23 protein-coding genes are annotated in these 24,482 nt (G+C 73.9%); 15 read left to right on the top strand and 8 right to left on the bottom strand.

The genetic code is table 11. From position 1 onward, the window contains the following. Positions 1–126 precede the first annotated feature (126 nt). On the bottom strand, positions 127–825 hold the full coding sequence (locus ACZ5WK_RS25100; protein WP_465550401.1) for a bifunctional DNA primase/polymerase: 699 nt from the start codon (positions 823–825) through the stop codon (positions 127–129). Between the two features lie 324 nt (positions 826–1,149). On the opposite strand from ACZ5WK_RS25100, the gene ACZ5WK_RS25095 reads away from it, so the two are divergent. Both ACZ5WK_RS25095 and ACZ5WK_RS25090 read left to right on the top strand, forming a co-directional pair. Next, the gene (locus ACZ5WK_RS25095; RefSeq protein ID WP_148643299.1) at positions 1,150–2,526 is read left to right on the top strand and encodes a tetratricopeptide repeat protein; all 1,377 of its coding nucleotides are present in this window, start codon (positions 1,150–1,152) and stop codon (positions 2,524–2,526) included. Positions 2,527–2,711: 185 nt separating this feature from the next. After that, positions 2,712–3,893 (top strand): hypothetical protein, encoded by a 1,182-nt coding sequence (locus ACZ5WK_RS25090; RefSeq protein ID WP_465550260.1) that lies wholly within the window; start codon positions 2,712–2,714, stop codon positions 3,891–3,893. 168 nt (positions 3,894–4,061) lie between these two features. On the opposite strand, the gene ACZ5WK_RS25085 is transcribed toward ACZ5WK_RS25090, so the two are convergent. Next, positions 4,062–5,369 carry an ABC transporter substrate-binding protein gene (locus ACZ5WK_RS25085; RefSeq protein ID WP_465550258.1) on the bottom strand — a complete coding sequence of 436 codons (1,308 nt, stop codon included), beginning with the start codon at positions 5,367–5,369 and terminating at the stop codon, positions 4,062–4,064. A 245-nt stretch (positions 5,370–5,614) separates the two neighbouring features. On the opposite strand from ACZ5WK_RS25085, the gene ACZ5WK_RS25080 reads away from it, so the two are divergent. After that, positions 5,615–6,058 (top strand): SCO4402 family protein, encoded by a 444-nt coding sequence (locus ACZ5WK_RS25080; RefSeq protein WP_465550256.1) that lies wholly within the window; start codon positions 5,615–5,617, stop codon positions 6,056–6,058. A 253-nt stretch (positions 6,059–6,311) separates the two neighbouring features. Beyond that, positions 6,312–7,178, top strand: a complete 867-nt coding sequence (gene purU, locus ACZ5WK_RS25075) for a formyltetrahydrofolate deformylase (protein ID WP_465550254.1) — start codon at positions 6,312–6,314, stop codon at positions 7,176–7,178. Positions 7,179–7,285: 107 nt separating this feature from the next. Here purU and ACZ5WK_RS25070 read toward each other — a convergent pair whose 3' ends face one another. Next, the gene (locus tag ACZ5WK_RS25070) at positions 7,286–8,467 is read right to left on the bottom strand and encodes a zf-HC2 domain-containing protein (protein ID WP_465550252.1); all 1,182 of its coding nucleotides are present in this window, start codon (positions 8,465–8,467) and stop codon (positions 7,286–7,288) included. After that, a complete protein-coding gene (locus tag ACZ5WK_RS25065; RefSeq protein WP_465550250.1) occupies positions 8,464–9,276 on the bottom strand; it encodes a sigma-70 family RNA polymerase sigma factor in 813 nt (270 codons plus the stop codon). Before ACZ5WK_RS25065 ends, ACZ5WK_RS25070 begins: the two co-directional genes overlap by 4 nt. Before the next feature lie 547 nt (positions 9,277–9,823). On the opposite strand from ACZ5WK_RS25065, the gene ACZ5WK_RS25060 reads away from it, so the two are divergent. Further along, on the top strand, positions 9,824–10,399 hold the full coding sequence (locus ACZ5WK_RS25060) for an ATP-binding protein (RefSeq protein ID WP_465550248.1): 576 nt from the start codon (positions 9,824–9,826) through the stop codon (positions 10,397–10,399). Positions 10,400–10,818: 419 nt separating this feature from the next. Here ACZ5WK_RS25060 and ACZ5WK_RS25055 read toward each other — a convergent pair whose 3' ends face one another. Then, positions 10,819–11,796, bottom strand: coding sequence for a GlxA family transcriptional regulator (locus ACZ5WK_RS25055; protein WP_465550246.1), 978 nt, complete (start codon positions 11,794–11,796; stop codon positions 10,819–10,821). Positions 11,797–11,920: 124 nt separating this feature from the next. Between ACZ5WK_RS25055 and ACZ5WK_RS25050 the strand changes: the two genes are divergently transcribed. The 5 genes from ACZ5WK_RS25050 to ACZ5WK_RS25030 all read left to right on the top strand — a co-directional run bounded on the left by ACZ5WK_RS25050 (position 11,921) and on the right by ACZ5WK_RS25030 (position 16,039). Continuing rightward, complete coding sequence (locus tag ACZ5WK_RS25050; RefSeq protein WP_465550244.1) at positions 11,921–13,324, top strand: MFS transporter; 1,404 nt, start codon at positions 11,921–11,923, stop codon at positions 13,322–13,324. Positions 13,325–13,346: 22 nt separating this feature from the next. Beyond that, on the top strand, positions 13,347–13,874 hold the full coding sequence (locus ACZ5WK_RS25045; RefSeq protein ID WP_465550242.1) for a GNAT family N-acetyltransferase: 528 nt from the start codon (positions 13,347–13,349) through the stop codon (positions 13,872–13,874). Between the two features lie 117 nt (positions 13,875–13,991). Continuing rightward, the gene (locus tag ACZ5WK_RS25040) at positions 13,992–14,333 is read left to right on the top strand and encodes a DUF4229 domain-containing protein (protein ID WP_396324445.1); all 342 of its coding nucleotides are present in this window, start codon (positions 13,992–13,994) and stop codon (positions 14,331–14,333) included. 14 nt (positions 14,334–14,347) lie between these two features. Then, positions 14,348–15,595 carry a LacI family DNA-binding transcriptional regulator gene (locus ACZ5WK_RS25035; protein WP_465550240.1) on the top strand — a complete coding sequence of 416 codons (1,248 nt, stop codon included), beginning with the start codon at positions 14,348–14,350 and terminating at the stop codon, positions 15,593–15,595. Positions 15,596–15,811: 216 nt separating this feature from the next. Beyond that, on the top strand, positions 15,812–16,039 hold the full coding sequence (locus ACZ5WK_RS25030; protein WP_465550238.1) for a hypothetical protein: 228 nt from the start codon (positions 15,812–15,814) through the stop codon (positions 16,037–16,039). A gap of 138 nt (positions 16,040–16,177) precedes the next feature. Here ACZ5WK_RS25030 and ACZ5WK_RS25025 read toward each other — a convergent pair whose 3' ends face one another. Beyond that, positions 16,178–17,392, bottom strand: coding sequence for an MFS transporter (locus tag ACZ5WK_RS25025; protein WP_465550236.1), 1,215 nt, complete (start codon positions 17,390–17,392; stop codon positions 16,178–16,180). Positions 17,393–17,840: 448 nt separating this feature from the next. Here ACZ5WK_RS25025 and ACZ5WK_RS25020 point away from each other — a divergent pair, with 448 nt between their 5' ends. Beyond that, on the top strand, positions 17,841–19,205 hold the full coding sequence (locus ACZ5WK_RS25020; RefSeq protein ID WP_465550234.1) for a dicarboxylate/amino acid:cation symporter: 1,365 nt from the start codon (positions 17,841–17,843) through the stop codon (positions 19,203–19,205). A 154-nt stretch (positions 19,206–19,359) separates the two neighbouring features. On the opposite strand, the gene ACZ5WK_RS25015 is transcribed toward ACZ5WK_RS25020, so the two are convergent. Then, complete coding sequence (locus tag ACZ5WK_RS25015) at positions 19,360–19,878, bottom strand: GNAT family N-acetyltransferase (protein ID WP_465550232.1); 519 nt, start codon at positions 19,876–19,878, stop codon at positions 19,360–19,362. Positions 19,879–19,944: 66 nt separating this feature from the next. Here ACZ5WK_RS25015 and ACZ5WK_RS25010 point away from each other — a divergent pair, with 66 nt between their 5' ends. After that, the gene (locus ACZ5WK_RS25010) at positions 19,945–20,265 is read left to right on the top strand and encodes a hypothetical protein (protein WP_465550230.1); all 321 of its coding nucleotides are present in this window, start codon (positions 19,945–19,947) and stop codon (positions 20,263–20,265) included. A gap of 79 nt (positions 20,266–20,344) precedes the next feature. Continuing rightward, positions 20,345–20,635 carry a hypothetical protein gene (locus ACZ5WK_RS25005; RefSeq protein ID WP_465550228.1) on the top strand — a complete coding sequence of 97 codons (291 nt, stop codon included), beginning with the start codon at positions 20,345–20,347 and terminating at the stop codon, positions 20,633–20,635. A 181-nt stretch (positions 20,636–20,816) separates the two neighbouring features. Here the strand turns inward: ACZ5WK_RS25005 and ACZ5WK_RS25000 are convergent, their stop codons facing one another. Next, on the bottom strand, positions 20,817–21,020 hold the full coding sequence (locus ACZ5WK_RS25000; protein ID WP_057227626.1) for a cold-shock protein: 204 nt from the start codon (positions 21,018–21,020) through the stop codon (positions 20,817–20,819). A gap of 323 nt (positions 21,021–21,343) precedes the next feature. Between ACZ5WK_RS25000 and ACZ5WK_RS24995 the strand changes: the two genes are divergently transcribed. Both ACZ5WK_RS24995 and ACZ5WK_RS24990 read left to right on the top strand, forming a co-directional pair. Continuing rightward, on the top strand, positions 21,344–22,243 hold the full coding sequence (locus tag ACZ5WK_RS24995) for a menaquinone biosynthetic enzyme MqnA/MqnD family protein (RefSeq protein ID WP_465550226.1): 900 nt from the start codon (positions 21,344–21,346) through the stop codon (positions 22,241–22,243). A 220-nt stretch (positions 22,244–22,463) separates the two neighbouring features. Then, positions 22,464–24,239 (top strand): serine/threonine-protein kinase, encoded by a 1,776-nt coding sequence (locus tag ACZ5WK_RS24990; protein WP_465550224.1) that lies wholly within the window; start codon positions 22,464–22,466, stop codon positions 24,237–24,239. The last annotated feature ends 243 nt before the right edge of the window (positions 24,240–24,482 follow it).

The raw sequence follows: 24,482 nt of genomic DNA, 5'->3' as shown, positions 1-24,482 counted from the left end.
TCAGTCGCGCGCGGGGTGTCGCGCGTTGCGCACCCTCACCCGATAGGCGTAGGGCGGCCGTTCACGGGACGGTGAATTTCCGGGCCGGGCCCGGAGACCGTCCGGCCCAGCACGGGCCCGGGTGGCTCAGCGCACCGCCGCCGGCTGGGCCGGCTGGGTGTGCGCCGACGGGGCCTCGCGACCGCAGGCGTAGGCGAGCGGGCTGATCAGCTCGGCGGCGTCCGGCAGCCAGCGGTTCAGCGCGGAGGGCGAGCGGGCCCACTGGGCGAAGCCGGACGGGCCGACCCGGGACGGCGGGGCCACCGTCCAGTCGCCCTCGCCGCGGGCCACCAGGTCCAGCCGGCCGGGCGGCCAGCCGAGCTTGCGCAGCATCTCCGGCAGCTTGGCGGCCACTCCGGGCAGCACCAGGAAGTGCAGCCGCCGGCCGGAGCGTCCGGGGGCCGCCGGGACGGCCACCACCGGGCCGAGCTGGAGGTCCATCCGCTCCATCCGGGCCAGCGCCAGGCAGCCGGCCACCTCCGGCACGTCCAGGACGTCGAAGGAGCGGCCGGTGGGCAGCAGGATCGAGGCGTCCGGGCGTTCGGTCCACCAGCGCCGCGCCGCGCCCGGGCCGGCGCTCGCCTTGCGCGCCCAGTCCGAGTCGATCGGGTGCGCGCCGGGCAGCGGGCAGCGGGCGTCGCCGCAGGAGCAGCGGGCCGGCCCGTCGCCGTCGATCAGCCAGGCGCCCGGCGCGACCTCCCAGTGCCGGCTCTCGGCGTAGCTGACGGCTTCGATGAGCAGCGGGGGCAGTCCGGCGGTGCCGCCCTGGTCGGGGGAGTCTGGGATGTCTTCCACGCGGTGCACAACTACCGTGCGTGAGGCTGGTTACGGCCGGGCGTGGGCGGGTCTTGCGCGTGGTGGCAATGTCACCCGAACCGGTGAGGCAACCGAGTTGGCGCGACCGGGGTGGACCGGGGTGGGCGCAGTGGGGGCGCACGGGAGCATTTCCCAGGGCGCGCGGGGGGTGGGGATCGTCACCGTGGGTATCCCGGTGGCGTTGCTGATCGCTAACCTGGTGTCAGATTCCTTGGACGGTCGGACAGTCGGCAACAGATCAGCAGAATCGTCGCCCGCCGGCCGGGACCGGAGGGTGTGGGGAGGCGAAGCCCAATGGCCGCGAGACCACTTGTCGCACGACAGCCCAACGAGCGTCTGCAGCAGCTCATTCAGGAGGCCAGCTGCTCCAATGCCGGCCTGGCGCGGAGAGTCAACCTGTGCGGCGCGGAGCACGGCCTGGACCTTCGGTACGACAAGACGTCCGTCGCGCGCTGGCTCCGCGGCCAGCAGCCGCGCGGGCAGGCCCCGGCGGTCATCGCCGAGGCGCTCGGCCGCAAGCTGGGGCGGAGCGTGTCGGTCGAGGAGATCGGCATGGCCGACGGCAAGAACCTCAGCTCCGGGATCGGGCTGCAGTTCGCGCCGACGCTGAACGCCGCGCTGGAACAGGTCTGCGAGCTGTGGCGCAGCGACGTCGGCCGGCGGGACTTCCTGACCGGGGCGACGGTGGCGGCCTCCGCGCTCGTCGAGCCCAGCCGGGACTGGCTGATCACCCCGCCCGACCCGGTGGTGGCCCGTACCGGCGGCCCGCGGGTCGGTCCGACGGACGTCGCGGCGATCCGGGCGACCACGGCGATGCTGGTCGACCTCGACCACCGCTTCGGCAGCGGGCACGTCCGCCCGGTGGTCGTCCACTACCTCAACAGCGTGGTCTCCGGCCTGCTGGGCGGCGCCTACCGGGAGGAGACCGGGCGGCAACTCTTCGCGGCGGTCGCCCGGTTGACCGAGCTGGCCGGCTACATGGCGGTGGACACCGGGCAGCCTGGCCTGGCCCAGCGCTACTACATCCAAGCGCTGCGGCTTGCCCAGGCGGCCGACGACCGCGGCTACGGCGGGTACGTGCTCGCGGCCTCGATGAGCCACCTGGCGGCGACGCTGGGCAACCCGCGGGAGATCGCCCAACTCGCCCGTGCCGCGCAGGAGGGTGCCCGCTCGGTGGCCACCCCGACGGCGATGGCGATGTTCTACGCGGCCGAGGCGCGCGGCCACGCCCTGCTCGGCGACGCCCGCTCCTGCGAGGCGGTGGCCGCCAAGGCGCTGGAGGCGATGGAGAAGCGCCGCCCGGAGGACGACCCGGACTGGATCGTCCACTTCGACGACGCCTACCTCGCGGACGAGCTGGCCCACTGCCACCGGGACTTGGAGCAGGCCGGCCAGGCCGAGCACTACGCCCGCCGGGCGCTCGACCTGCACCCCCCGACCAGGGTGCGGCGCCGGGCGGTCGACCTCGTCCTGCTGGCCACGGCCCAGCTCCAGCAGCGCGACCTGGAGCGGGCCTGTGAGACCGGCGCCCAGGCGGTGCGGCTGCTGAGCGGGCTGCGGTCCAACCGGGGCGTGGAGTACCTGGACGAGTTCCGGCGGCGGCTGGAGCCGTTCCGGGAGCAGCGGGTGGTCCGCGAGTTCCAGGCCCGGGCCGAGGCGGAGGCCGCCTGACCTGGACGGAGGGCGCGTCGTCGGCGCGCACGTGAGGGGCCGGTGAGGGATGGACCGCCCACGTGGTCACCCGGTTCGGCGAACCGGTAGCGTGGGCGCGACGTCCAAGGAACTGTGATGCTCCCAAGAACCGACGAGATGTGGTCCGCCGTCAGCGCGCGGTCGTGCACAGGTGAGGAATCGCGTTGAGCCAGCGCCGCTCGTACCCCAACTCGGGTGACTTCAACCTGGACGATCTGTTTCGCCCGGAGCCCGGCCAGCCGCAGGGCCAGGGCGGTGTGCCGGGCCAGGGTGCGCCGGGCCAGCAGCCGCCTGCCGGGCAGCAGGCCGGTCCCGCGATCGGACAGCCGCACCTGCCGCCGGCCGGCCACCCCGCCGGTCAGCCGGAGTACCTCGGCGAGGGCGCGCACGCGCTGCCGACCCAGGCCATCCCGGCCCAGGGCGCCCCGTGGGGCGGCGCGCCGCAGCCCGGGTACGGCGCCGCGCCGCAGGCCGACCCGGCCCCGGCCACCCAGTACCTGCCGCCCTACCCCAGCGCGGACCCGCAGGCGGCCGGCTACCCGCCCCAGCCCGGCTACCAGCAGCCCGCGCCGGGGCAGGCCTACCCGCAGCAGGCGCAGCCGGCCTACCAGCCCGCCCCGCAGGAGTACCCGGCCCAGCCCGAGTACAGCGGGCAGGACTACCCGACCGGCCCGGTCCCGGCCCGGGGCGGCGGCAACGGCGGGCGTTCGTCCGGCAAGCTGATCATCGGCGGCGTGGTGGCCGGCTGCGCGGCGGCCGGCATCCTGGTGGCCGTCCTGATGAGCGGCGGCGACGACAAGTCCCCCGGCAAGGAGAAGCAGGCCGCCCCCGTGGCCACCGGCAGCAGCGCCTCCACCGGTGCGCCGACCGCGAGCGGCTCGGCGGCGACCGTCAACCCGGAGGTCAAGGCACAGGCGCAGCCGCTCTCCGACCTGCTGGGCACCGCCAGCGACAGCCGCACGGCGGTGGTCAACGCGGTGGGCGCGGTGCAGAAGTGCGACAAGCTGCCCGAGTCCCAGCAGGCCCTGGCCGACGCCGCGGGCAAGCGCCGGGAGCTGCAGACCAAGCTGGCGGCGCTGAAGACGGACAAGCTGCCGGGCGGTCCGCAGCTGGTCGAACAGCTCAACGCGGCCTGGACGGCCTCGGCGACCGCCGACGACGAGTACGCGGCCTGGGCCACGGACATGCAGGCCGCCTGCGACGCCAAGAAGGCCGACAACCAGCACTACAAGAACGCGGTCCAGGCCAGCAGCACGGCCACCAACGCGAAGAAGCAGGCCTCCGCCCTCTGGAACGCCATCGCGGGCCAGACCGGCCTGCCGACCCGCGGCGACGGGGATCTGTAGGCGAGAGCCTCCCCGAGGCCGCGGGCCGGCCCTGGGAGCCCCGGAGGGGCCGCCCGGGTCGCCCGGGTACGGCCCCTCTCGGTACGGCGCCTGCGGGCCAGGCCTCTGCCGTTCAGGCCCCTCCCGTTCAGGCCTCTCCCCTTCAGGCTCCTCCCGGGCGGGCCCCGGTCACGCCGGCGGCCTGCCGCCGGTGAGCACCCAGCGCACGTCCACGAAGCCCGGCTGCTGCAGGGTCATCCGCCCGCCCTTGACCACCTGGTACGTCACCCAGGTGTTCACCAGCCGCGGCGACTCGGTGCTCGGCAGCATGTTGGTGGTGCCCCAGTTCAGCGGCGGGGTCAGGCCGACGTCGATCTGCTCGCCGCCGTCCAGCAGCCCGGTCACCGTCTTGGAGGTGACCGTCCGGCCGGCCGCGTTCAGCCGGTCGACCGCCTGCCGGAACACCTCGTAGGCGACCCAGGTGGTCTGCACCCCGGGGTCGGAGACGTCGATGGCCCGGCCGCCGGCGGCGTCGCTGCGGACCACGGCGCGCAGCGCGTCCCAGGTCTTGGCCGACTCGGGCGGGTACCAGCCGGTCACGTAGGCCCCGGCCAGCGGGCCGCTGTCGCCGCCGGTGGAGTCGACCACCGACTGCTGGACGCTGCCGATCACCGAGGCGATCTTGGTGTTCCTCGGGCCCAGCCGGCGGTAGGAGTCGAGCAGGTTGCCGGTCGGCTCGGCGCCCAGCGCGGAGGTGAGGCAGTTGCCCGGCTCGTCCTTGCCGATCGCCTTGCGGGCCACCGGCGTGTAGTCGGGGGACTGCTCCGGCGCCTTGACGTCCAGCAGCTTGATCCCGGCCGGCTTGAGCGCGTTGGCGAGGTAGCCGAGCAGGTTGTCGCCGGCCGGGGTGTCCGGGCGGACCAGCGAGACGGTCTTGCAGCCGGCCTCCACCAGCTGCCGGCCGCTGCCGCCGATCAGCGCCGGCATGCCGCCGGCCACGGGGTACGACAGAGGGCTGCTGAACTCGGGCTGGGAGAGCCCGTACCCGCCGATCAGCGGGATGCCGGCCCGCTCCAGGATCGGCATGAAGCGGTCGCCGTACTGGCTGTACGAGCCGATCACGGCGACCGCCTTGGCGTCCACCGCCTGCTGGGCACAGGCCGTGGCGCCGTCGGCGGTGTTGTGCTCGTTGCAGGTGAGCACGCGGAGCTTGCGGCCGTTCAGGCCGCCCTTGGTGTTGACGTCCCGGCCGATGGCGTCGGCCAGCGTGGTCATGCCGGGCCGGTCGGCGGCGCCGGTACCGGACGGCGCCCAGGTCATCACGGTCAGGTCGCCGGCGTCGTTGGTGGCGGCGGCATCGGCCGGTCCGCCGCACGCGGAGGCCGAGAAGAGGGTGGGGAGCAGCGCCACGACGGTGGCGGCTGCGGCGATCGGGCGGCGGCGACGCCGTACCGCGATCGGGTACTGAGCCTGGGACGAGCTCCTTCGGCTGGTCATCGGTCTTCCCTCCCGGGGCGCTGTGCTGCGCACCGGCACAAGCCAAGCCCCGGCGTCACACGCCGAGAGGGCCGAAAAGGGAACGAACGGCAAACGGCGGCCGAACTCCGGGCAGGGACGCGTGTAGAACCGGAGTAGAGCACGAACGGTAGGGGAACGTACGATCGTCCACCATGTCCGCCAGCACAGATTCTTCGCATCGGTCTGCCCGAAACCCTTCTCGTCCGGGCCACCGCTCCAGCACGATGGGCGGCATGCCGCTCAACGATCTGCCCTGGTGGCGCTGGCGTGCCCGACTGCGCTCGGCGCTGCACATGCTTTCCGACCCCGGGTTCCAGCAGGAGACCTGGCTGGCCGGCCGTGAGGGCTTCGGTGACGTGACCGACGCCGTCTACCGGCTGGTGGAGGACACCTGGCTGGACCGGTGGTCGGCCGAGAAGTACGTCGGCACGATCTTCCGCGACTCGGCCGAGGCCACCGTGGTGGACGTCGCGGTGCTCCGGGTGGTCCGGATCCTGCACGAGGTCGGCGCGGACGCCCCGGCCTCCGCGTACCTCGGCCACCACGGCTGGCCGGAGGCGGTCCGGGCGGCCCGCGAGGCGCACGTCAAGCTGGCGGTCAACGACGGCGAGGACCCGGACGCCCGCCCGCGCTCGCTGGACGTGCTGCGCATCCTGACCTCGTCCTGACGTCGACCCGGGCCGACCCGGGCCGGCCCGGCGCTGATGCTGCCCGGCCCCGCTCCGGCGCTGTCCCGGGCCGGCGCTGTCCCGGCCTGTCCCGCTCCGCCCCGAGGCCGGTGCCGCAGGGCTCAGGTCGGGGCCCGAGGCCGCGGGGTGGGCCGGGCCGTCCGCAGTGCGGGCAGCGGGACGGTGGCTGTCCAGGATGTGACACGCTGGACCACTCACCAACAGCACGACCTCAGGACGGGAACCCCCCACCGTGGAACAGCAGCCGGCCAGCGCCCAGTACGTCCTCACGCTGTCCTGCCCCGACAAGCAGGGCATCGTCCACGCGGTCTCGAGCTACCTCTTCATGACCGGGTGCAACATCATCGACAGCCAGCAGTTCGGTGACGGCGACAGCGGGCTGTTCTTCATGCGGGTGCACTTCTCCGCCGCCGAGCCCGTCACCGCGGACAAGCTGCGGGCCAGCTTCGCCGCGATCGGGGCCTCCTTCGGGATGGACTGGCAGATCCATCCGACCGACGAGCGGATGCGGATCGTCCTGATGGTCAGCAAGTTCGGGCACTGCCTGAACGACCTGCTGTTCCGCAACCGGATCGGCGCGCTTCCGGTGGAGATCGCCGCGGTGGTCTCCAACCACACCGACTTCCGCGACCTGACCGAGGGCTACGGCATCCCGTTCCACCACATCCCGGTGACCCGGGACACCAAGGCCGAGGCGGAGCAGCAGCTGCTGGACCTGGTCGCCAAGGAGAACGTCGAACTGGTCGTGCTGGCCCGCTACATGCAGGTGCTCTCGGATGAGCTCTGCACCGCGCTCTCCGGCAGGGTGATCAACATCCACCACTCCTTCCTGCCGAGCTTCAAGGGCGCCAAGCCGTACCACCAGGCGCACGCCCGCGGCGTGAAGCTGATCGGCGCCACCGCGCACTACGTCACCGCCGCCCTCGACGAGGGGCCGATCATCGAGCAGGAGGTGGCCCGGGTGACCCACGACATCACCCCGGACCAGCTGGTCGCGCTCGGCCGGGACGTCGAGTGCCAGGCACTGGCCCGCGCGGTGAAGTGGCACAGCGAGCACCGGGTACTGCTCAACGGCACCCGTACGGTGGTCTTCGCCTGACCGTCGGGGCCGGAGGCACGCAGCTGCGGACCGCGAGCCAGGGCCCGCATGCCTGCAGCCCTGCGTGCCTCCAGGCCTGCGGCTGAACGGCTCGACGCTCCACGGCCCTACGGCCGCGAGAGCAGCGGGGCCGCGTGGAGCACCTCGCGGATCGCGGCCCGGTCGCCGTGCGCGCCCACCGGCAGCCGGTCCGGGTCGCGGTGTGCGGCGGCCAGCTGGCAGAACTCCAGCCCGTCCAGCACCATCGCGGCCACCGGTTCCCCTCCGGGCGGGCCGCTCTCCGGGCCGTCCAGCGGTATCAGCCACTCACCGGCCGCGGGGCCGTCGATCACCAGCCGGACCTGCCGGCCCGTCCGGCCGTCCCTGCCCGGCGCAGCCGCGGGCGCCCCGGCGTGCTCGGGCCGTGCGGCACGCAGCCCGGCCAGCGCCGCCGGGAGCATCCGGACGGCCAGGTCGACCATCTGCCGCAGGTGCTGGGGCGCCGGCGGGTCGTACGGGTACGCCACCGCGCGGGCCACGTCCTCGCCGTGGACGTAGCACTCGAAGGCCCGGTCGACGAAGGCGTCGCGCAGCGGGACGGTCGCGAAGCCGTAGTCGACGGGCGTGTTGCCCTGCGGGGCCAACGCGGCGGTGCGGACCAGCTCCTGGCAGTGCCGGCGCCACCGGGCGCGCACCGTCTGCGGCGGCAGGCCGGCCTGTTCGGCGGTGAGCCGGGCGGTGCGCCCGGTGATCCCGGCGAACGGCGGGCCGCCCTGCGGCGGCACCCGGGGCGCGGGCGGGGCCGCCTCTTGCGACGGCAGCCGGCGGCCGGCCGGTGGCGTGGGGGCGCCCGGGACGGGGTCGGGCAGGCCGAGGGCGACGGCCAGATAGCCGTCCACGGCGGCGAGATGGCAGAGCACCTCGGCCGGGCGCAGGTACTCGGTGCCGCCGTGCCAGGGGAGTTCGGCCACCTCCTGCCACTCCTCCGGGCCGAGGTCGCGCAGCAGTGCGTCGAGCTTGGCGGTCTCGGCGGTGTAGGGCGCGCCCCACGCGGGGACGGGCAGTTCGGCGGGGCGCCGGGACAGGCACCAGTCGAGCACCTGCTGGCGCAGCGATCCGGGCTGGTCGAGCGGTTCGTCGACGGCGAGCCAGCCGGCGGCCTCGCGCAGCCGGGCGGCGTCCTCGGCGCAGTCCGGGCAGGCCCGCAGGTGGCGTTCCAGCTCGGCGGCCTCGCGGCGCGGGCAGGCGCCCAGGGCCCAGGCGCCGAGCAGCGAGCGCAGGGCCTCGTGCTGCTCCTCGGTGGTCGTCACGTGCCCCCGTCCTCGTTCCGGTGCCGGTCGTCGCGCTGTTCGTCCTGCTGTTCCCCGTGGTGCTGGTGCCCGTGCTGTCCGTCGCCGTGCTGTCCGTTGCCGCGGTGCCGCTCGCCGTGCTGCCGGCCGCCGCCGCGCCGGTCGTCGCCGTGCCGGTCGTCGCTGTGCCGGTCGTCGCCGTGCCGGGCGCGCCGCTGGCGGTCGCGCTCCTCGGCGAGTTCGGTGGCCAGCAGCTCCAGGCCGAGCCGCATCCGCTGCTTGGCGATCTGCTCGCTGACGCCGAGGCGCCGGGCCGCCTCCTGATAGGTGCGGCCGCCGTAGTACGACACCGTGATCGTCTCACGCAGGCTCTGCGGCAGGGAGTCGACGGCGATCTGGATCCGGGCGGCGGTGGCCACGGTCCGGATCTCCTCCTCGACGGGTGAGACCTCGCCGTAACTGCCGCTGCCGGAGCCGTCGTTGCCGATCGGTCTGTCCTCGCTGCCGTCGCTGTCCCCGCCGGCGAGCGGGGCCTCGGCGGCGCGCCGGAGACGGAGCCGGTCCACCGCGCGGAGGTGGGTGAGCGAGCCGATCCAGGAGCGGAGTGAGCCCTGGGCCGGGTCGAAGGCCTCGGGGTGCTCCCAGACATGGGCGAATATCTCGCGGGTGAGCTGGGCGGCGGCGGCCTGGTCGGCCAGTATCCGCCCGGCCAGCCCGTGCACCATCGGCGCCAGCTGGTCGTAGAGTTCGCCGAGAGCGGTCTCCTCGCCCCGGGCGAGCCGGCGTTGGAGCTGTACGTCCCAGCGTGGGGCGCTGCCAGGGGTGGCCATCGTCAACCACCCTCCTGCCATGGGGTTCGCTGCCGTACCCAACGGTATCTTGCGCTCTTCCGGGGACGGGTGGATTCCAGGCAGAACGGAGCCCGCAGTTTCGGATCGTCACATCGTGGGATCTGCCACCGATCCCGCTGTTCGAAGGCCGTTGGACATATGTCGCACGGGTGGTTCGCGAGTGGCGGGCCGGGTACCGGGGGCGTCCGGCGGTAGGTTCGCCACTGCGTGTCCGGCCGGTTCGGCCCCCGGTCGGACGAGCGCCGGTGCGAGGCTCGCGAGAGTGAACGGGACAGTATGCACTGCCCTGTCCCCCGATCGCTGGAATATGCCCGAAGCGCTTGCTGCGGTCCGCCCGCCGACTCATCCTGAGGCGTATTCGTGTCGCAGCCAGTGCGCGACGGACGAGGTGGCGCGGGTGCGACGTACCGGGTTGACGTGCGGCGCGGCCCGGCATGCGGTGGCCCGGCGCGCGCCAGGGCCGGCCGGCTGGACGACCCGGCCCGATCGAGACGACGGCCGAACTGCGAGTGCGGGTGGTGGAGCGGTGCAGGTTCTTCAGGTACAGCTGGCGGTGCAGGCGGACCCCGCCGAGGTCGGCCGGGCCCGCCGCTGGGTGCGCTCACGGCTGCTCAACCACGGTGTGGATCCGGATGCCCCGATCGCCGAGACGGTGGTGCTGGTCGTCTCCGAGCTGGTGACCAACGCCGTGGTGCACACCGGCTGTCCGGCCGTGCTCCGGCTCTGCTTCCCGATGGACGACGTCACCGCGGGCTACGGCCCGGCGCACGGCTCCGCGGCGGGGGGCGTGGGCGGTGGCGGTGCGGTCGGTGGCGGTGCGGTCGGTGGTGGTGCGGTCGGCGGTGGCGTGCGTGAGACGGCGACCGTCGGCCCGCTCCGGGTCGAGGTCGCGGACGCCAGCCAGGTCGCCCCCGCCCCCCGGCACGCCGGCCCGGACACCGACGCCACCAACGGACGCGGCCTGGAGCTGGTCGAACTGCTCTGCGACCGCTGGGGTTGGTATCCGGACGGTTCGGGCAAGCGGGTCTGGTGCGAGATCGGCGCGGACGCCCGGCCGGTGGACCCGCTGACCACCGTGGACTGGGCCTCGCTGGCGCAGTGACGACCCCCGCGGGACGCCGGGCGATCACCCGGCGATCATCGGGCCGAAACCTGACGCAACCATTCCGAATTTCGGACAAGCCATTGACGTGACGTATCCGACTGATCACTCTTGGGAGCAGCTCTCCGTCGCGAGGGGACGCCGAGGGAACACCCGAACGCCGCTGCGGTGCTGCTGTCCAGGGGGATCATGTCAGCAGGGGGGCCGTGGTCTGCCGATCGCGCGGTGGCTCCTTGGCGAGTGCGGAGGGCGGTGGCGCGGGTTCAGGGCCCGTGCGTCGCGGTTGGATGGCGGCCTGCCGTGCCGTGCTCGGGGTGCGTGCGGCCTGTCGCCATCCAATCCGTCCACTCCGGGGGGCGTGTTTCGGCCACCGGCGGGACCACTTTTCCGGCTCGTCGGACCACGGCGCCCGCAGGCCGTCAGCCGGCGGGCTCGACCATGCGGAAGGTGCGCCGGTACGCGCTCGGCGCGACGTCCAGCCGGCCGCGCAGTCGGAGCCGCAGTGAGGCGGCCGTCCCGAATCCGGACTCCCGGGCCACCTGGTCGATCGTCATGTCGGTGCGCTCCAGCAACTGCCGGGCCCGTTCGGTGCGCTGGACCGTCAGCCACTGGCCCGGGCTGGCACCGGTCTCCTCGCGGAACCGCCGGGTGAAGGTCCGTACGCTCATGCCCGCCCGGTCGGCGAGCAGGCGCAGCGGCAGCGGCTCGTCCAGGTGCTCCAGCACCCAGGCCCGGACGGCGGCGGTGCCGGGGCCGGTCTCGGCGGCCGTTCGGGGGAGCGTCACGTACTGCTTCTGCCCGCCCTCGCGCCACGGCGGGACCAGGCAGGTGCGGGCCACCGTGTTGGCCACCGCGCTGCCGTGGTCGCGCCGCACGATGTGCAGGCAGAGGTCGACGCCGGCCGCCACCCCGCCCGAGGTGAGCACGTCGCCGTCGTCCGTGAAGAGCACGTCCGGGTCGAGCCGGACCTTCGGGAAGAGTGCGGCGAACCGGCCGGTGTAGCTCCAGTGGGTGGTGGCCGGGCGGCCGTCGAGCAGGCCGGCGGCGGCCAGGACGAAGGACGCGGTGCAGATCGAGACCAGCCGGGTGCCGGGCCGGATCCGGGCCAGTGCGGCGATCAGGGCGGGGCTGAGCTCGGCGTCCACCTCCTTGGGGCCCGGATCGGTGGAGGCCGGGATCACCACGGTGTCGGCCCGTTCCAGCAGTTCGGGCCCGTGGTCGACGGCGACCCGGAAGTCGGTGCTGGTGGCGACGGGCCGGCCGTCCACGGTGCAGGTGGCCACCTGGTAGAACGGGACGCCGTCGGCGTCCTTGGCCGACTCGAAGATCCTTGCGGGGATGCCCAGTTCGAAGGCGATCACCCCGTCGAGGGCCAGTACCGCGACCTTGTGCGCCACCCCGGTCTCCCTTCCCGTGCCCCGATGCAGTGCCTCAGCGTACGCCGGTCGCTGGCCCGATCCTTGCGAAAGCTGGCAGTCAGGCCAGTCGTGGGCGTTCGGGCTGTTCGGGAGACTCGGCCGGGTGAACGAACCGGACGTCCTCGCCCCCGCATCCGCCCCCACCTCCGTCGCCTCTCCCGGCGCCCCCGTCGCCGTCGCGTCCCCTGCTCCCGTCGCCTCTCCCGGCGCCCCCGTCGCCGTCGCGTCCCCTGCCCCCCGCGGCGCCCGCAAGCCGCGGCCGCACTACGCCTGGGTGGTGGCCGCCGTCTCGCTGCTGGTCCTGCTCGGCTCGGCCGGGTTCCGCTCCACGCCCAGCCTGATGATGGACGCGCTGCACAACGAGTTCGGCTGGTCGACGGGGACGATCTCCAGCGCCACCTCGGTCAACCTCACCCTCTACGGCCTGACCGCCCCCTTCGCCGCCGCCCTGATGGACCGGTTCGGCGTCCGGCTGGTGGTGGTCTGCGCGCTGCTCACCATCTCGGTCGGCGCCGGCCTCACCATGCTGATGCGCGAGCCCTGGCAACTGGTCCTCTGCTGGGGAGTGTTGGTCGGCCTAGGCAGCGGTTCGATGGCCGGTGCCTTCGCCACCACGATCACCGGCCGCTGGTTCCGGGCCCGGCAGGGGCTGGTCACCGGCGTGCTGACCGCCGGCGGCGCGGCCGGCAACCTGGTCTTCCTGCCGCTCGGCGCCTGGCTGGTCGAGGAGCACGGCTGGCGTTCGGCGGTGGTGGTCGTGTCGCTGGCGGCCAGCGCGGTCGCCGTCCCGGTGCTGCTGCTGATGCGCGAGCGCCCGGCCGACCTCGGCCTGCTCCCTTACGGGGCCACCGAGGCACCGCCCGCGCCGGCGGCGGACGGGCGGGCGGTGGCCCGCTCGCTGCGGGTGCTCCGCCAGGCCTGCCGCACCCGGGCGTTCTGGCTGCTGGCCGGTTCCTTCGCGATCTGCGGTGCGACCACCGCCGGCCTGGTCGGCACCCACTTCATCCCCGCCGCCCACGACCACGGCCTGCCCGTGACCACGGCGGCCGGCCTGCTGGCGCTGGTCGGCGTCTTCGACGTGGTCGGCACGATCGCCAGCGGCTGGGCCACCGACCGCTTCGACTCCCGGAGCCTGCTGGTCGCCTACTACGCGCTGCGCGGGCTCTCGCTGGTCCTGCTGCCGCAACTGTTCGCCGGCACGCTGGAGCCGCCGATCCTGGCCTTCGTGATCTTCTACGGCCTGGACTGGGTGGCCACCGTGCCGCCGACCGTCGCGCTCTGCCGCCGGCACTTCGGCGAGGACGCGTCGATCGTCTTCGGCTGGGCGCTTGCCGGTCACCAGATCGGCGCGGCCGTGGTGGCCGGCCTGGCGGGCCTGGCCAGGGACGCGCTCGGCACCTACGACCTGGCCTGGTACGCGGCCGGCGGGCTCTGCGCGGTCGCCGTCGTGCTCTGCCTGGCGCTGCGGGGGAGCGGGGCGGCCCGGCCGGTCCCGGCACTGTCGTAAGGGCCGGGTAGGCTCCGCGGCCATGACGCTCGCCTTCACCCTCGACCCGGTTCTCGACCCTGACCTGCGCGCCGCCGCCGTCCGGCTCTGGACGGACGTCACCAATGCCGGTGGCGCGGTCGGCTTCGTCGCACCGGTGACGGAGGACGAGGTCTGGAAGACCGCCGACGTGCAGTTCGCCGGTGTCGGGCCGGGCGAGCCGGACCGGCTGCTGGTCGCCCACGAGGTGGAGACCGGCCGGCTCGCCGGCCTGCTCTTCTTCGAGTCCATGCGGTTCGGGCCGATGGACCACTGGCGGCTGCTCAAGCGGGTCATGGTCCACCCGGACTTCCAGGGGCGCGGTTACGGCGCCGGGCTGATGGCCGAGGCCGAACGGGTCGCCCGGGCCTGGGGCCTGGAGAGCCTGCGGCTGACCCTGCGCGGCGGCCTCGGTCTGGAGGCCTTCTACGGGCGCTGCGGCTGGACCGAGGCCGGCCGGGTCCCGGCCGCGATCCGGGTCGCCCCCGGGGACGATCGCGACGACGTCACCATGTGGCTCGACCTGCGCTGACGGCGGCCCGGCGGCCGCCCGGACGCGGGGGACGGGCGACCCGTGCCCCGCGCAGTCCGTCAGGCATGCTTCACTGGGAGACCGGCCGAGCCCCGCGCAGATAAGGATGTGTTCCCGGTGAGCAGCAATGTGAGCAGCAAGTCGCACGCCACGCTCCGTTACACCTCCCTGCGGGTCAGCATCTTCCTCGGCTGCCTGCTGCTCTCCCTGCTGCTCGGCCACTTCGGGGTGATCCCGGTCAAGGGTGAGCTCGGCGTCATCTTCCTCTTCCTGCTGGCCGCACTGGTCTCGGCGCCGCTCAGCTACGTCCTGCTGAGCAAGCAGCGCGACGAGATGTCGGCCCAGATCTCCGACAAGGTCTCCGGTCTCCGCAACCGGACGGCCGAGCGGATCGCGGCGCAGAACGCCGAGGAGGACGCCGCCGACGACGCCGCCCGCGCGGCGGCCCTGCAGAGCTGACCCGCACCAGCGCCGTGCCCGCCCCCGCCCCAGGTCCCGCGCCACAGCACGACGAGCCTGCGCACGACGAGCCTGCGCATGACGAGCCTGCGCATGACGAGCCTGCGCATGACGAGCCTGCGCATGACGAGCCCGCGCATGACGAGCCCGCGCACGAGAAGGCGGCCGGTCCGACTTCTCGTGGGTCCGGCGCGTCCGGAGGGACGGCCGCGTCCGGCGGTGCGCCCGGTGAGGGCGTTCTCGGCACCTGGCCGGCGCCGGTCCGCAAGCCCACCGGCAGGGACGTCGCCCGCCTCGCCGGGGTCTCCCAGGCCACCGTCTCGCTGGTCTTCTCCGGCTCCGAGGCCGGCCGCCGGGTCTCCGACGCCACCCGCGAGCGCGTCCGGGAGGCCGCCCGCAGCCTCGGCTACCGCCCGCAGGCGGCCGGCCGGCAGCTGCGCCTCGGCCGCAGCGGCATGATCCTGCTGGCCGTCCCGAACATCCTCGGCCCGTTCTTCGGCCGGGTGCTGGAGGGCGTCCACGAGGAGGCCGGCAAGCACGGCCTGGCCGTCGTGGTCAGCTCCGGCTGGGGGAGCGCCACCCTGGCCGACGCCGCCACCACCAGCCGCTTCGACGGCATGCTGATCTGCTCCCCGGACGACAGCCAGCTCGGCGAGCTGCCCGCCGACACCCCTGCCGTCTTCCTGGACGCCGACCCCGGCACCGACCGGGCCCGCCCGACCATCGAGCTGGACGTGGCCGGCGGCATGCGGGCCGCCGTCGAGCACCTGGCCGGGCTCGGCCACCGCCGCCTCGGCCGGCTGCGCTCCACCCACTCCGCGTACACCTTCCGGGTCCGCCAGGCCGCGTTCGAGGAGGCGGCCCGGGCGCTCGGCCTGGACGTGATCGAGCTGGGCGTCAGCCTCAACGAGGGCCAGCCCGCCGCCCTCGGCGTCGCCCGCCGGCTGCTGGAGCGCCCGGACCGCCCGCACGCGGTGATCTGCGACGACGACGTGGTGGCCTCCGGGGTCTACCAGGCCGCCGCCGAACTCGGGCTGCGCGTCCCCGCCGACCTCTCGGTGGTCGGCATCGACAACATCCCGGTGGCCGGCCTGCTCACTCCGCCGCTCACCACCGTCGACCTGCCCGGCGAGGAGCTGGGCCGGGCCGGAGTCGCGGCCCTCGCGGACCTGCTCCGCGGCGAGCCGGTCGCCCCGGTCCCGCCGCTGGCCACCTCGCTGGTGCTGCGCTCCTCGACCGCGGCCGTCTCCGCCGCCCGCTGAGCCGGCTGACCCCGCCGACCCCGCTGACACCGCGGGACCACCGCCGCCCGCCCGCTCCCGTCCGCCGACCCCGGCCATCGGCGCCCGGTCCATCGGCGCCCGGGCCCCCGCCATCGGAAGGGCCGTTCGGGTAACCCCTGGTGCGAACAGGTGAAATATCGTCAGGGCGTCTCGCGCCGCGAGGCCGGGCAGATAAACGGACGATGAGATTCCGCCATGCGGATGCTCCGATCCAGACCTCCACGCCTGCCACGCCTGGTACGGCTGGCCGCCGTCCTCGGGCTCCTCGGCGGCACCCTGCTCACCGGCACCCTGGGTGCCCCGCCCGCCGGGGCCCACGGCGGCGGGCTCGGCACCCTCGCGGGCCTGCTCGGCGCGGCCGTTCTCGGCGCAGCCCTGCTGCTCGCCCTGATCGCCTGGGGAGGCCGCGGCCGCCACGGCTGATCGAGCCGGGCCGGGGGCCGGTGAACACAGGAACGCAGGTGCATGTGCAAGTGACTGCGCCCGTCGGCCAGACCACCCGGTCCGACGGGCGCAGTCACGTCTCTGGGGCGGGTCTCGGCCCACCTCTGCGGGTGGGTCTCAGCCCACCGGTACCGGCGCCGCCACCGGGGTGGCGGCGGCCGGCGCGGGCCGGAACCAGCGGCGGGCGCCGAACAGCAGCAGCCCGCCCAGCGCGATCCCGCCCACCGCGCAGAGCGCCACCGAGCGCAACGAGCCCTCCGCGAGGCTGCCGGAGACGGCGTAGCCGAGCGAGTTACCGGTCGCGAACAGCGTCACCAGCCAGGCGAACGCCTCGGTCACGGTGCCGGCCGGCGCCAGCTCGGCGACCAGCACGAACGCGGCGGCGAGCAGCGGCGCCAGCCCGATGCCGGAGAGGAAGGCCAGCCCGGCCATCGCGTACGGCCCGGGGAGCAGCATGAGCGGCAGGTAGCTGGCGGCCATCCCGAGCGCCATCACCCACGTCCGGCTGGCGGTGGAGCTGCGCCACCGCACCGCGCCGTAGGCGAGCGCGCCGAGCAGGCCGCCGAGTGCCGCCAGGGCCAGCAGCGTCCCCGCGCCGCCGGGCAGTCCGCCGTCGTGGGCCTCGGCGTAGGCGATGAAGAGCACGTTCTGCGCGCCGACCGTCCAGCCGGCGCCGGCCAGGCCGACCAGCAGCAGGACCAGGCCGGGGGAGCGGAGCGGCCCGAGCAGGCCGGCCGAGTGCGCGCGGGGCGGCGCCTGCCAGGCCCGGGCCGGTCCGGCGGTGGCCACGATCAGTGCCCCGGCCAGGCCCAGGCCCGCGGCCACCCAGAGCGCCGCGACCGGGCTGAACGCGCCCGCGATGCCGGCCACCGCGAGCGGTCCGGCGACGTAGAGGATCTGCTGCGAGGCGGAGTCGAAGGCGTACGCGGTGTCGAGCTGCTTCTCCTCGACGACGTCCGGCCAGAGCGAGCGCAGGCAGGGTTCGAGCGGCGGCATGGCCAGGCCGGCGATCGCGGCGCCGACCGGTGCGGCCACGGCGGAGCTGGGTGCGAGCGCGAGCAGCGCGTAGCCGCCGCCGGCGACCACGGCCGAGGCGAGCAGCACTCGCGGCTGTCCGGTGCGGTCCACGATCCGCCCCAGCACCGGCCCGCCGACGGCGGCCGAGATCGCGTAGGCGGCGGTGGCCAGCCCGATCCGGCTGTACGGTGCGCCGGCCTCGCGCAGGGCCAGGGCGATCACCAGGGCGGTCATGCCGGCGGGGAGGCGGCCGAGCAGGGTGCCGAAGAGGAGGCGGCTGACGTGCGGGGCTCGGAGCAGGGCGAGATAGCCCATGGACGGTTCTCCGGTTCCGGGCAGGGAGGGGCGGGGGGCTGCCTCCAAGTTATACGTATAACCGGCGATGGTCAATCGGGATGGTCGGAAGAACTGATGGTGCGTCAGTCTCGTTCGTGTCCGGATTTGATCGGAAGGTCGCCCTCACCTCAAACAAGTACTTTGAACATCTCAAACCTTTACTGCTAACGTGTCGGCCATGACCACCTCAGGAGCACCCCGGACGAACGGCCTGGGCTCGATGCCCGGCGCCGCCCGCCGGTGCTGCCTGCCGGGTGCTGTGGGCAGCCCGCGCCGCTGTCGCGCCATGAGCTGTATCGCCATGAGCTGTATCCAGGCGGCACGCCCCTGACCGGGGGCCGACCCATTCCCGTCCGGCCCGCGCGCCGTGCCGCCTTCCCCGCGTCACCTCACCGTCAGCAACGCCCTCCCCCGGAGCCGCACCGTCATGTCCACAGCGCCCGAGGCGACCTCGTCGTCGCCGTCCGTGCTCGCCAGTCTGCGCAATTCAAAGCTCGGCAGGACCCCGTTCTGGGTCCAGATCGTCGCCGGCCTCGTGTTCGGCGTCGGCCTCGGCTACCTGGCCCGCGCGGCCGACATCTCCTGGCTGGCCACCACCTTGGAGACGATCGGCAGGATCTTCGTCCAGCTGCTGAAGCTGGCCGTCCCGCCGCTGGTCTTCACCGCGATCGTGGTCTCCGTCGCCAACCTGCGGAACGTCACCAACGCGGCCCGCCTGGCCGGCCGCACACTGCTCTGGTTCCTGATCACCTCGCTGATCGCCGTCGCGATCGGCCTGGGCCTGGGTCTGCTGACCAACCCGGGCGAGGGCACCAACCTCACGACCGAGGGCCTCAAGCCGCCGAAGTCCACCGGCACCTGGATCGACTTCCTCACCGGAATCTTCCCGACCAACATCGTCGACGCCTTCACCCAGGTGAACGTGCTCCAGATCGTCTTCCTGGCGGTCGTGGTCGGCGCGGCGATCATCAAGCTCGGGGCGAAGGCCGAGCCGGTCCTCAAGCTCAGCGAGTCCGTCCTGGAGCTGGTCCAGACCGCCCTCTGGTGGGTCATCCGGCTCTCCCCGCTCGGCACCCTCGGCCTGATCGGCAAGTCCGTCGCCAAGTACGGCTGGGACCTGCTGAAGCCCTTCGCCACCCTGACCGCCGACATCTACATCGGCTGCGCGCTGGTGCTGTTCGTCGTCTACTCCCTGCTGCTGAAGTTCGCCGGCGGCCTCAACCCGGTCAACTTCTTCAAGGGCGCCTGGCCCGCCATCCAGCTGGCCTTCGTCTCCCGCTCCTCGGTCGGCACCCTGCCGGTCACCCGGCGCGTCACCGAGCGCCTCGGCGTCCCGAGCGAGTACGCCTCGTTCGCCGTCCCGTTCGGCGCCACCACCAAGATGGACGGCTGCGCCGCGATCTACCCCTCGCTGGCCGCGATCTTCGTCGCCCAGGTCTACGGCATCGACCTCGGCATCAAGGACTACCTGCTGATCGCCTTCGTCTCGGTCGTCGGCTCGGCCGCCACCGCGGGCCTCACCGGCGCGATCGTCATGCTGACCCTGACCCTCTCCACCCTGGGCCTGCCCCTGGAGGGCGTCGGCCTGCTGCTCGCCATCGACCCGATCCTCGACATGATGCGCACCGCGACCAACGTCGCCGGTCAGGCGGTCGTGCCGATCCTGGTCGCGGCCCGCGAGAAGACCCTCGACCTGGCCGCCTACAACAACCCGCACGGCGACCTCTACGAGGACGCCCCCGCGGCCGTCGTCCCGGCCCAGGCCACCAAGGAGGCCGTGGCCACCGCCTGATTCCGGCCACGTTCGGCCTCGCCCCCGCGTCGGTCCGCCCGACGCGGGGGCGAGGCCTTTCCACCGCCGGACGGGAACGGGCCTGATGCGCCGCAGGAGCCGGCCCGCGGCGGGCGCGCCGGCCGCCCGGCGTGGGCCGGCGCCGGCGCCCGTCTCAACCGGTCCGCCGGTCCTCCTCGGGGGCGAGGTACGCCCGCAGCCGTGCGAGGCGGCCGTCCGCCGTCGTCCAGTCCGCCGTGGAGGTGCCGGCGTAGCGCCACCGGGCGCGCTCGTAGAGCCGGACGGCCGCCGTCGCGCCCTCCTCGACCTCCAGGACGAGCCCGAGCCCGTGGGCTTCGGCGGCTTCGGCCGCCGTGCCCAGCAGCTTCACGGCCACCCCGCGCCGCCGGGCCGCGGTGCCGACGAAGAGCCGGGCGACGGCCAGCAGGCGGTCTTCGGGGAGCCCCACGACGGCGGCCAGCTCCGGTCCGGCGCCGGTGAGGGCCATGTGTCCGAGGACCTCCGATCCGTCCACGGCCACCCAGGCACCGACCAGGTCCGCCGGGGTCAGCCAGCCCTCGGGATCGGCGGGCCAGTCCACCGGGTAGCGGTCCGCCGCCTGGACCGTGGCGAGGGCCTTGAGGCAGCCCTCCATGTCGTCATCGACCCGCCGGCGAATCATCAGTCCGTCCATCCCGGGATCCTGACACATCGGCAGGCCGGGCCGCGGGCATGCTGGGCGAGGAGAAGGGAGAACACCATGCGATGCCCGGTGTGCGGAGGCGAACTCGGCTCCCTGTGCGGGTCCTTGCGCCGCCGGCCCGACGTGATCTGGCTGCGCTGCCTCGCCTGCGACTGGATCGGCCGCCGCCGGAGAAGCGCCGACCCCGGGCTGAGGACCCTGCAGCGCTACGAGGGACGCGACGCGCTCTGCTCGTGGTGCGGCGACGACAACTACGTGGACGAGGAGGCCGACGCGCCCGCCGAGAGATTCGGCCGACCGGGGCGCTGGGTCACCGACTTCTGCCTCGACTGCGGCCGGGCGGGCAGCTGGTTCCGGGAGGAGAAGGCCCCTGCCTGAGCGGTGGGGCCAGGGCTGTCCGGGCTCATGGTGTGAACGTGGGTGACGTGCCGGTGCGGTGGCCGGTGGCCGGACGGGAGTGTCAGTCGGACGGGCGGCCGGTGGCCCGGAGGACCTGCTTGGAGCGGGTCAGGTACCCGGCCTGGAAGCGGCTTTCGGCGGCTGGCTCCAGGGGCGGGTGGCGGCGACCAACCGCTTCGTCGCGATGGGGGTGGCCCTGCTGGGCGCGCTGCTCGGCGGCCGGCTGGGGGCTGGGCTCGGGCTGCGCGGCACGGTGCTGGTGACGGTGCTGGGCCTCTGCCTGGCGCTGGTACCGCTCGGTCTCTCCTCGCCGGCCCGGATCGGGGGCGAGTTGCCGGCCGCCCCGTAGGAAGGCCCGGGGAGCAGGGGGCCGGGGCCCGGAGCAGAGGTCGGTGGATCCGGGACAAAAGGCAGGGGGCCCGACGACGATGGGCGGGCCCCCTTGGGTACTTCTCTTGTGCTCATGGTGACGGCCGCAGGGCCGCCGGCGGACCCGAGGGGTCCCGAGCGATCAGGTCATCAGAGGATGATCAGATAGCGGTGACGTTCTCCGCCTGCGGGCCCTTCGGACCCTGGGTGACGTCGAAGCTGACCGCCTGGTTCTCCTCCAGCGAGCGGAAACCGTTCGCGTTGATGGCGGAGTAGTGGACGAAGACGTCGGGGCCGCCGCCCTCCTGGGCGATGAAGCCGAAGCCCTTCTCAGCGTTGAACCACTTGACGGTTCCCTGAGCCATGCCGTTCTCCTTGCGAGGGACGTGTTGGGGGCCACACCGTGTGGCACCCGGTCCGCTGCGCTGATCGCCCTGCCTCCGGACGGGTCCGGAGTTTTTCGATATTGCTGAAAAACTACAAAAAGCCTGCGGTTACATGCTCCGCAGGCTTCAAGTACTGCAAGGGGAATCAAACTGCAACTGACAGCAACGCTAGCATGCGTGCGCTGTCACGACCAGGGGTGACTTACGAGCCGGATCGGGCGTGTCGTAAGGCCGGTGCGAGCCTTCCGGAGCGGCAGGCGTACGGTGCGGGGGAGGCGCACGAACAGCAAGGGAGCGGCGCAGTGGCGGTACCGGATGCGGAAACGCAGGAGCCCCGGGAGAACACCCCGGTCAGGCCGCGGGTCGGGCATATTCAGTTCCTGAACTGCGTCCCTCTCTACTGGGGCCTGGCCAGAACGGGCAATCTGCTCGATCTGGATCTCACCAAGGACACCCCGGAGAAGCTGAGCGACCAACTGGTCGACGGCTCGCTGGACATCGGTCCGATCACTTGCGTGGAGTACCTGCGGCACGCGGACGAACTGCTCGTCCTGCCCGACATCGCGGTCGGCAGCGACGGCCCGGTGATGTCCTGCGTGATCGTCAGCAAGCTGCCGCTGGCCGAGCTGGACGGCCGCAAGGTCGCCCTCGGCTCCACCAGCCGGACCTCGGTGCGGCTGGCCCGGCTGCTGCTGGAGGAGCGCGAGGGGGTGCAGCCGGAGTACTTCAGCTGCCCGCCCGACCTGGACGCGATGCTCGCCGAGGCCGACGCCGCCGTCCTGATCGGCGACCCGGCGCTCCGCGCCTACCTGGGCCAGGCGGCCGCGCAGGGTCTCGCGGTGCACGACCTCGGCGAGATGTGGAAGGAGTGGACCGGGCTGCCCTTCGTCTTCGCCGTCTGGGCCGCCCGCCGCGAATTCGCCGAGCGCAGCCCCGAGCTGACGGCGGCGGTCCACCGGGCCTTCCTGGAGTCCCGCGACCTCTCGCTGGTGGAGGCCCGCGAGGTGGCCGAGCACGCGGCCCGCTGGGAGGCGTTCGACGCCGGGGTGCTGGAGCGCTACTTCAGCAAGGCACTCGACTTCTCGCTCGGCGAGCGGCAGCTGGCCGGCATGGCCGAGTTCGCCAGCCGGGTCGCCCGCGACAGCGGCTTCGCGCCGGACGTCGCGGTCCGCCTGCTGGAGTCGGTGCCCGCGGTCGTCTGACCGCAGAGCCGGTGGTGGGCCGACCGCCGACCGCCGACCGCCGACCGCCGGCCGAAGTAGGAAGCAGAGGAAGTAGAGGAAGGGGTGCGAGCTGTGCCCTTTCCTGCTCCCGTGGCCCGGTAGCGTCTGCACGCGAGATCCGTGACAGCGGCGGCCGGCGGTGGCTGCTGGCCGGTGACCGGTGGCGAGGCCGGGCGGGCGGGCGAGGGGAGCATGCGGGATGCAGGCACTGGGGGCGGACGATCCGCGCCAGGTGGGCGGGTACCGGCTGCTGCGCCGGCTCGGCGCGGGCGGGATGGGCCGGGTCTACCTCGGGCGGACGGCCGGTGGGCGCACGGTTGCCGTCAAGCTGGTCCGCGGCGAGCTGGCCGAGGACGCCGAGTTCCGCGCGCGCTTCCGTCAGGAGGTCGCCGCGGCCCGGCGGGTCGGCGGCTCCTGGACGGCGCCCGTGCTGGACGCCGACACCGAGGGCGAACACCCCTGGGTGGCCACCGGCTACGTGGCCGGGCCCGCGCTCGGCGCCGCCGTACGGGAGTTCGGGCCGCTGCCCGAGTCGGCAGTGCGGACCATGGGCGTCGGGCTGGCAGAGGCGCTCACCCATGTGCACGGGCTCGGCCTGGTCCACCGGGACGTCAAGCCGTCCAATGTGCTGCTGACGCTTGACGGGCCGCGGCTGATCGACTTCGGCATCGCCCGCGCGCTGGACGCGACCAGCGGGTTCACCCAGTCCGGGTACGTGGTCGGCTCGCCCGGCTTCATGTCCCCGGAGCAGGCCAACGGGCAGCCCGCCGGGCCGGCCAGCGACGTCTTCTCGCTCGGCGCGGTGCTCGCCTTCGCGGCCACCGGAACCCAGCCGTTCGGGGAGGGCGTGAGCGTCGCGGTCCTGCTCTACCGGGTGCTGCACGAGGAGCCGGAGCTCTCCGGGCTGGACGGGCCGCTGCGGGCGGTCGTGCTCGACTGCCTGGCCAAGGACCCAGCCGCCCGTCCGACACCCGATCAGCTGCGGACCCGGCTGGACGCCGACGGCACCGCCACCGTCCGGCTCGGCAGGGGCGGCTGGCTGCCGCCCGCGCTGGCGGCGGAGGTGGGGCGCAGCGCCGTCCGGCTGCTGGACCTGGAGGGGGAGCCGGATCACGTGGTCGGGCCGGGGCCGGCGGGTGCTCCGGGGCCTGCGGACGTGCCCGGGCCGGCGGGTGCTCCGGTGGACGGTTTGCCGCTGCGGACCCCCACGATCGGCGGGGGCACGCCGGTCGAGGCGCCGCCGGAGTGGACGCCGATGGCCGGCGCCGGTGTACCGACCGGAGCCGGGGCGAGACCGACCTGGGCACCGGGGTCCTCGCCCGGGCGGCAGCTGGCCCGGGAACAGGAGCGGCGGATGCGGTGGCCGGTCGCGATCGCCGGAGTGACCGCGGTCGTACTGGCCCTGGTGGCCGTCAAGCTCGGGCTCTTCAGCTGGCAGGGGAGCGCGGACCCGGAGATCACGGACACCACCGCCAGCACCTCTGCGCCGGCCGGCGCGACCGGCGTCACCCAGCCGCCGCCCACGGCCTCGACGGGTACGCCCTCGACGGGCACGCCCGCCACCTCCTCATCCGCCTCCTCCGGGCCCGCGACCACCCCGTCCGCCGGTCCCGGTGTCGTCCCGGCACGCTTCCTCGGTACCTGGAGCGGGGAGATGACCACCGAGAAGGGCCTCCCCGCCGGCACCACCACGCTGGTGATCGGTCAGGCCGCGGTCGGGCAGGAGAACACCACCAGCCGCAACGCCACCAGCGGCCCGCTCTCCATCGCCTGCGAAGGCGCCTGGAGGCTCGACTCCGCGTCGCCGGAGAAGCTGGTGTTCACCTCCCGGCTGGTCCGCTCCTCGTTCCCCGGCGCGTGCACCGGCGGTTCCAACACGGAGACGCTCATCCTGCAGCAGGACGGCACCGTCCGCTTCACCTCCGCCGACCCGCCGGCCGGGAACCCGTCCGGGACCATGCGGAGAGCGGGCTGACACGGCGGCCGCAATGCCCTGGCGTAGGCTGGTTCGGCCGTATCCGGAAGCCTCCGGAAGCACCGGAACATGCAGCAGTACCCGAGAGAGAGAAGGCCGCCAGGTGTCCGAGCTCGCAGCGACCACCCTCGATGCGCCCAGCACCGACCTGCAGGCCGTGCTCGACCGGGCCGCCGGTGGTGGCCGGATCACGCCGGAGGAGGCGTTGGAGCTGTACCGCTCGGCGCCGTTGCACGCGTTGGG

It is taken from the genome of Kitasatospora sp. NPDC032757 (assembly GCF_055579305.1).
The sequence above is the reverse complement of the archived record's forward strand: the minus strand, read 5'-3'. Positions and strand labels throughout refer to the sequence as shown.